The organism is Mucilaginibacter aquariorum, assembly GCF_024498135.1.
GTDB lineage: Bacteria > Bacteroidota > Bacteroidia > Sphingobacteriales > Sphingobacteriaceae > Mucilaginibacter > Mucilaginibacter aquariorum.
This window is the reverse complement of sequence record NZ_JANHOH010000019.1, coordinates 1-5,960: the sequence shown is the minus strand read 5'-3', so window position 1 is coordinate 5,960 and position 5,960 is coordinate 1. Positions and strand designations below refer to the sequence as shown.

General features: G+C 46.6%; 2 tRNA genes and 3 rRNA genes. All 5 read right to left on the bottom strand.

The features are described 5' to 3' along the window. Positions 1-15: 15 nt before the first annotated feature. The 5 genes from rrf to NPE20_RS26735 all read right to left on the bottom strand — a co-directional run bounded on the left by rrf (position 16) and on the right by NPE20_RS26735 (position 5,542). Positions 16-127, bottom strand: a 5S ribosomal RNA gene (rrf, locus tag NPE20_RS26755). A gap of 255 nt (positions 128-382) precedes the next feature. Then, a 23S ribosomal RNA gene (locus tag NPE20_RS26750) occupies positions 383-3,264 on the bottom strand. Between the two features lie 272 nt (positions 3,265-3,536). Further along, positions 3,537-3,610 (bottom strand) — tRNA-Ala (locus NPE20_RS26745). A gap of 91 nt (positions 3,611-3,701) precedes the next feature. Then, positions 3,702-3,776 (bottom strand) — tRNA-Ile (locus tag NPE20_RS26740). A gap of 244 nt (positions 3,777-4,020) precedes the next feature. Then, positions 4,021-5,542 (bottom strand): 16S ribosomal RNA (locus tag NPE20_RS26735). Together the 16S, 23S and 5S rRNA genes with 2 tRNA genes alongside form the textbook arrangement of a ribosomal RNA operon. Between the last annotated feature and the right edge of the window lie 418 nt (positions 5,543-5,960).

The following is a 5,960-nucleotide window of genomic DNA, read 5'->3' as shown; positions in this document are numbered from 1 at the left end:
GGGTTTAACTTTAAGATTGGGCACCGACCTACTCTCCCACATTTTACTGCAGTACCATCGGCTCTGGCGGGCTTAACTTCTCTGTTCGGAATGGGAAGAGGTGGACACCGCCGATATAGGCACCTGAATTTCTTCAGACAGTCATTGTGTCATTAGGTCATTGTGTCATTATCTGATCACATGGGCCTTATGGGCAATAACTTCTATATTTCATTGTTTATGACATTTATCGTAAGGTTTTGAATGACTCAATGACCTGATGATTAATGACCAATAAACTTAAACATAATTGAAAGAAGTAAATAATTAAAGAAAACAACAGCTTTGTTCTTAGTGGTATGCATAGGTGTAAGAACCTTGTGCATACCACTCTTTACCTGCTATGAGAAAGCTTCGGATTATTAGTATTACTCGACTTTGATGTCACCACCTTTATATCTGTAACCTATCAACGTAGTAGTCTGCTACGATCCTCAATGGAAGTCTCATCTTGTGGCTAGTTTCGCACTTAGATGCTTTCAGCGCTTATCTATTCCCAACGTAGCTACTCTGCAGTACACCTGGCGGCATAACAGATTCACCAGAGGTTAGTCCAACCCGGTCCTCTCGTACTAAGGTCAGCCCCACTCAAACTTCCAACGCCCACAACAGATAGGGACCGAACTGTCTCGCGACGTTCTGAACCCAGCTCGCGTGCCACTTTAATGAGCGAACAGCTCAACCCTTGGGACCTTCTCCAGCCCCAGGATGTGACGAGCCGACATCGAGGTGCCAAACCTCCCCGTCGATATGAGCTCTTGGGGGAGATCAGCCTGTTATCCCCAGCGTACCTTTTATCCTTTGAGCGATGGCCCTTCCATGCAGAACCACCGGATCACTATATCCGTCTTTCGACCCTGCTCGGCTTGTCTGCCTCACAGTCAAGCAAGCTTATGCTATTGCACTCCGCGTACGGTTACCAAGCGTACTGAGCTTACCTTTGAAAGCCTCCGTTACCTTTTTGGAGGCGACCACCCCAGTCAAACTACCCGCCAAACAATGTTCTCGACATGATCGAGTTAGACACCAAATACAGAAAGGGTGGTATTTCAACGTTGACTAACCTACTCCTAGCGAAGCAGGATCACAGTCTCCCACCTATCCTACACATCCTGTATCCGATATCAATGTTAAGTTGTAGTGAAGGTGCATGGGGTCTTTCCGTCCCGTTGCGGGTAACCGGCGTCTTCACCGATACCACAATTTCACCGAGCTCATGGCTGAGACAGCGCCCAGATCGTTACACCATTCGTGCAGGTCGGAACTTACCCGACAAGGAATTTCGCTACCTTAGGACCGTTATAGTTACGGCCGCCGTTTACCGGGGCTTCGATTCAATGCTTCTCCTTGCGAATAACATCCCCTCTTAACCTTCCGGCACCGGGCAGGTGTCAGGCCATATACGTCATCTTTCGATTTTGCATAGCCATGTGTTTTTGTTAAACAGTCGCCTGGGCCTTTTCACTGCGGCTGATATTGCTACCAGCGCCCCTTCTCCCGAAGTTACAGGGCCATTTTGCCGAGTTCCTTAGCCATGATTCACTCGAGCACCTTAGGATTCTCTCCTCGACTACCTGTGTCGGTTTACGGTACGGGTTTTTATAACCTGAAGCTTAGCGGGTTTTCTTGGAAGTCTGATTACCTGAACTATCACCTTACCCGAAGGCTCAGTGTACTATCAGCTTTCAGCAAGAGTGGCGTACTTAACTACCTCTCCTATACCTACGGCCTTTAACGAACTATTCCGTCAGTTCGCGTCAGTGTCACTACTCCGTCACCGCATCGCAGTTATAAAAAGTACTGGAATATTAACCAGTTGTCCATCGGCTACGCCCTTCGGCTTCACCTTAGGCCCCGACTAACCCTGATCCGATTAGCGTTGATCAGGAAACCTTAGTCTTTCGGTGGGCGGGTTTCTCTCCCGCCTTATCGTTACTTATGCCTACATTTGCTTTTCTAATTCCTCCACAGTCAATTGTCTTTCCTGCTTCACCGGCAATTAGAATGCTCCCCTACCAGTACATATAAATATGTAATCCATAGCTTCGGTATAACGCTTAATGCCCGTTTATTATCCATGCCCGATCGCTCGACTAGTGAGCTGTTACGCACTCTTTAAATGAATGGCTGCTTCCAAGCCAACATCCTAGCTGTCTGTGCAATCGGACCTCGTTAGTTCAACTTAGCGTTAATTTGGGGACCTTAGCTGATGGTCTGGGTTCTTTCCCTCTCGGCCATGGACCTTAGCACCCATAGCCTCACTGCAGTGTATATTATATAGCATTCGGAGTTTATCTGGATTTGGTAGGATTTGACTCCCCCGCACCCAATTAGTAGCTCTACCTCTATATAACTTAACCACCACGCTGTTCCTAAAAACATTTCGGGGAGTACGAGCTATTTCCCAGTTTGATTAGCCTTTCACCCCTACCCACAGATCATCCGGAAACTTTTCAACGTTTATCGGTTCGGTCCTCCAGTACCTGTTACGGCACCTTCAACCTGTCCATGGGTAGATCACAAGGTTTCGCGTCTACCCCCTCTGACTATACGCCCTTTTCAGACTCGCTTTCGCTTCGGATCCGTGTCTTAAACACTTAACCTTGCCAGAGAGGAGTAACTCGTAGGCTCATTATGCAAAAGGCACGCCGTCACACCACGAAGGTGCTCCGACCGCTTGTAAGTACACGGTTTCAGGTTCTATTTCACTCCCCTGTTCGGGGTTCTTTTCACCTTTCCCTCACGGTACTGGTTCACTATCGGTCTCTCAGGAGTATTTAGCCTTACCGGATGGTGCCGGCAGATTCCCACAAGGCGTCTCCGACCTCGCGGTACTCAGGATACCACTATCCTATCATTACTTACCCGTACGCAGCTCTCATGCTCTATGGCCGGGTTTCCCACCCCGTTCCGGTTCATTTTGATATTCATATTGTGGTCCTACAACCCCAGTTATGCCGTAACATAGCTGGTTTGGGCTTTTTCCCTTTCGCTCGCCACTACTCAGGAAATCATTATTATTTTCTCTTCCTCTGCTTACTTAGATGTTTCAGTTCAGCAGGTTTGCGCATTTATGCAACTAGTCTTCAACTAGTTAGGTTTCCCCATTCGGAAATCTGCGGATCAATTCATATTTGCTAATCCCCGCAGCTTATCGCAGCTTATCACGTCCTTCATCGCCTCTGAGAGCCAAGGCATCCCCCGTGTACCCTTTCTTACTTTCTTCTATACTTGTGATGCTTTTGCTCACCACTGTATGCTTTTTGATCTGATTGTCGTTTAGAGTCAAGATATTAGAATCAAGAACCAAGATTTCTTGCCGAAGCCGTCTGTCTTTTATCTGTAATCCCTTTTTTCAAGGTCTAAAGCCAACAACCGTCTCTACTGTTGTTTTCTTTATTATTACTTCTTCCAATATGTCAAAGAACTTGCCCCAATATCTTATTACTAAGATAACTTGCATTATATCCTATCCCTTTCGGGAAACGGTGGGTTTGTGGAGAATAACGGATTCGAACCGTTGACCCCCTGCGTGCAAGGCAGGTGCTCTAGCCAGCTGAGCTAATCCCCCTTTCAGATGTGTTCCGTCATTAGTCATTGGGTCATTGTGTCATTACCTTGCGGCTTTTGACTTTTGACTTTCAACTTTTGACTTGCCTTAGTAGTCCCGAGCAGATTTGAACTGCTGACCCCTACATTATCAGTGTAGTGCTCTAACCAAACTGAGCTACAGGACTGTTTGTTTATCTTTACAATCTTGCCACTATTATGGCTGCACCACAACCGATGGCTTCATCTTCCGGGTTGTTTTTTATTTAGTGATTTATTGAATTATCGATTTATTGAGCCGGTGATCTTTCAATCACTAATTCACTAAATCATTCAATCAATAACTAATAGAGAATAAATAAGAAAATAATCATGCAGGTAACAGGGTTTACTGTTATTGCGCCACTAACTAAAGGTTGGATAATGCTCCAGAAAGGAGGTATTCCAGCCACACCTTCCGGTACGGCTACCTTGTTACGACTTAGCCCCAGTTACCGACTTTACCCTAGGACGCTCCTTGCGGTTACGCACTTCAGGCACTTCCAGCTTCCATGGCTTGACGGGCGGTGTGTACAAGGCCCGGGAACGTATTCACCGCATCATTGCTGATATGCGATTACTAGCGAATCCAACTTCACGGGGTCGAGTTGCAGACCCCGATCCGAACTGTGAATGGCTTTACGAGATTGGCATCCTGTTGCCAGGTAGCTGCCCGCTGTACCATCCATTGTAGCACGTGTGTAGCCCCGGACGTAAGGGCCATGATGACTTGACGTCGTCCCCTCCTTCCTCTCTATTTGCATAGGCAGTCTGAATAGAGTCCCCACCATTACGTGCTGGCAACTATTCACAGGGGTTGCGCTCGTTGCGGGACTTAACCCAACACCTCACGGCACGAGCTGACGACAGCCATGCAGCACCTAGTTTCGTGTCCCGAAGGACTGATCCGTCTCTGGATCATTCACTAACTTTCAAGCCCGGGTAAGGTTCCTCGCGTATCATCGAATTAAACCACATGCTCCTCCGCTTGTGCGGGCCCCCGTCAATTCCTTTGAGTTTCACCCTTGCGGGCGTACTCCCCAGGTGGAATACTTAACGCTTTCGCTTAGACGCTGACCGTATATCGCCAACATCGAGTATTCATCGTTTAGGGCGTGGACTACCAGGGTATCTAATCCTGTTTGATCCCCACGCTTTCGTGCCTCAGCGTCAATGACACTTTAGTAAGCTGCCTTCGCAATTGGTGTTCTGTGACATATCTATGCATTTCACCGCTACTTGTCACATTCCGCCTACCTCAAGTGTATTCAAGTTCTTCAGTATCAAAGGCACTGCGATAGTTAAGCTACCGTCTTTCACCCCTGACTTAAAGAACCGCCTACGCACCCTTTAAACCCAATAAATCCGGATAACGCTTGGATCCTCCGTATTACCGCGGCTGCTGGCACGGAGTTAGCCGATCCTTATTCTTACCGTACATTCAGCTTGATACACGTATCAAAGTTTATTCCGGTACAAAAGCAGTTTACAACCCGTAGGGCCGTCTTCCTGCACGCGGCATGGCTGGTTCAGGCTTGCGCCCATTGACCAATATTCCTTACTGCTGCCTCCCGTAGGAGTCTGGTCCGTGTCTCAGTACCAGTGTGGGGGGTCATCCTCTCAGATCCCCTAAACATCGTAGCCTTGGTAAGCCATTACCTTACCAACTAGCTAATGTTCCGCATGCCCATCTTAATCCTATAAATATTTGATCACAATAAAATGCTATATCGTGATGTTATGCGGTGTTAATCTCTCTTTCGAGAGGCTATCCCCCAGATTAAGGTAGGTTACATACGTGTTACGCACCCGTGCGCCACTCTCATTGGAAGCAAGCTCCCAAATCCCGTTCGACTTGCATGTATTAGGCCTGCCGCTAGCGTTCATCCTGAGCCAGGATCAAACTCTCCATTGTATAATGTGTTGTTCAAATCCAGACCCTATTAACTCAATCAATAGTAATCTGTAAAAAAAATATTCTCTTACATTATCCTCTTGTTAAGTTCGCTTATAACTTCTGAACATTGCTGTTCTGCTGTTACGCTGCATAATTTATTCTCTATCTCTTTTAAGAACTTTTGCGGTCGTCTGTCTCAGACTTCCTATATGTTTTCGTACCCTTCGATACTTAACTTTTCAAATTTCATAACCAGGAATCGCTCCTGGTTTGTTAACGTTATTTTCGAAACCGTTTCCGATTTTTTCTCCCTCGTTTTGGGATTGCAAAGGTAGAAACCTTTTCTGAATTTGCAAACTTTATTTTTAAATAATTTTTGCTTCCTTTTTCAATTAACAACCGCAATTTCGTTTCCTCTTTTGCGGGCTGCAAAGGT